Genomic DNA, 1,727 nt, shown 5'->3' with positions numbered 1-1,727 from the left:
GGTAGTCGGCGAAGGGCAGGTCGGTGCGCAGGTCGGTCATCGGGTCGCTTCCATAAAGGGCATCTGGAGACGCAAGGCAAGGTGCCGGGCTTGCCGAAGCGGCAGCCGGACCCCAAGCTGNTAAGCGGAATGCTTCCAGCCCCTTCTAGCCGAGACCGCCACCGCCCTCAACAAGCCCACCGACACGGGAGAGACCGGGATGACAGCACAGGCGCCGACGACACAGGAACTGGCGGCGAAGACCTGCGAGCCCTGCCGCGGCGGAATTCCGCCGATGGACCGCGCGATGGCCGCCTCCTATCTGGTGCAGGTGCCGGGCTGGGTCCTAAAGGAGGATCCCGACCGCATCGAACGCGACTTCAGGTTCCCCGATTTCGTCCAGGCCCAGGCCTTCGCCCATCGGGTCGGCGACCTCTGCGAAGCGGAAGGCCACCATGCCGAGATCCATTACGGCTGGGGCCACTGCTCCGTCGCCTTCTGGACCCACAAGATCAAGGGGCTGCACGAGAACGACTTCGTCATGGCCGCCAAGGTCAACGGGCTGGCCGACACGCCCTATGTGCCGGCATCGGTGGGCACGCCGCCGCCCTATGTGCAGGGGGCGTGAGGGGGGCGGAAGCCTCTACCCCCACAACGCCGCAACCGGCGGCTGGACCACCGCGCCCTCATAGACCAGCCCCGGTTCGCGGTCGCGGGCAAGCAACAGCGGACCGTCGAGGTCGACGTAACGGGCGCCCTGCCCGACCAGCATCGCCGGCGCCATCGCCAGCGAGGTCGCCACCATGCAGCCGACCATCACCTCGAACCCCAGGGCGTGGGCGGTGCGGGTCATCGCCAGCGCCTCGGTCAGGCCGCCGGTCTTGTCGAGTTTGACGTTCACCACCCGATAAAGCCCGCGCAGCCGCTCCAGCGACTCCAGCCCATGGCAGGATTCGTCGGCGCCGAGCGGCACCGGACAATCGACCCCGCGCAGCGCCTCGTCCTGGCCGGCGGGCAGCGGCTGCTCGATCATCTCGACGCCCAGACCGGCAAGCACCGGGGCGAAGCGGTGCAACTGGTCCAGCGTCCAGCCCTCGTTGGCGTCCACCACCAGCCGGACGGCAGGAGCGGCGGCGCGCACCGCCCGCACGCGGTCGAGATCGCCCTCCCCGGTCAGCTTCATCTTCAGCAGCGGATGGCGCGGTGCCCGCTCGCGGGCGGCGGCGGCCATCGCGTCCGGCTCGTCGACGCTCAGCGTGTAGCAGGTGACCAGCGGTCCCGGCGGCTCGGCCAGCCCGGCAAGCGTCCAGGCGGGCACGCCGCTGCGCTTGGCCTCCAGATCCCAGAGTGCGCAGTCGAGCGCGTTGCGGGCAGCACCGGCCGGCATCCGCCGGGCCAGCTCCGCCCGATCGAGTCCGCCGGCCACGACATCGGCCATCGCCTCCAGCGCGGCGGCGACTCCCTCCACACTCTCGCCATAGCGGGCATAGGGCACGCACTCGCCCCGGCCGCGGTGCGGGCCGTCGGTCACCTCCGCCACCACCACGGCGGCCTCGGTCTTGGCCCCGCGCGAAATGCGGAAGGCACCGCGGATGGGAAAGCTCTCCCGGCGGACGGTCAGCTGCCGGGCTGTCAGGCGTTGGGCGGGCATGATCGCAAACCCCGAAACGGAACAGGGCCGGGAGTGTATCCCGGCCCCGTCCCAGAAGGCGACAGGCTTGGTGAGTGCCGTGTCAACGATCCTGGAG

The 1,727-nt window shown here is 70.5% G+C and carries 2 protein-coding genes; one reads left to right on the top strand and one right to left on the bottom strand.

Going from position 1 to position 1,727, the window contains the following annotated elements:
* Positions 1–199: 199 nt before the first annotated feature.
* Positions 200–607, top strand: a complete 408-nt coding sequence (locus tag I71_RS16960; protein WP_042696022.1) for a 4a-hydroxytetrahydrobiopterin dehydratase — start codon at positions 200–202, stop codon at positions 605–607.
* Between the two features lie 15 nt (positions 608–622).
* Here the strand turns inward: I71_RS16960 and dgcA are convergent, their stop codons facing one another.
* Positions 623–1,630, bottom strand: a complete 1,008-nt coding sequence (gene dgcA / locus I71_RS16955) for an N-acetyl-D-Glu racemase DgcA (protein WP_042696021.1) — start codon at positions 1,628–1,630, stop codon at positions 623–625.
* Positions 1,631–1,727 lie beyond the last annotated feature (97 nt).

Origin of the sequence: Azospirillum sp. B506, assembly GCF_000333595.1 — a bacterium.
In the GTDB taxonomy this organism is placed as follows: Bacteria; Pseudomonadota; Alphaproteobacteria; order Azospirillales; family Azospirillaceae; genus Azospirillum.
Note: the sequence above shows the minus strand (reverse complement) of the source record. Positions and strands in the feature narration are given on the sequence as shown.

Excerpts from the sequence above, each read along its gene's own strand:
- dgcA (WP_042696021.1), bottom strand. The coding sequence starts at position 1,630 with ATGCCCGCCCAACGCCTGACAGCCCGGCAGCTGACCGTCCGCCGGGAG.
- I71_RS16960 (WP_042696022.1), top strand. The coding sequence starts at position 200 with ATGACAGCACAGGCGCCGACGACACAGGAACTGGCGGCGAAGACCTGC.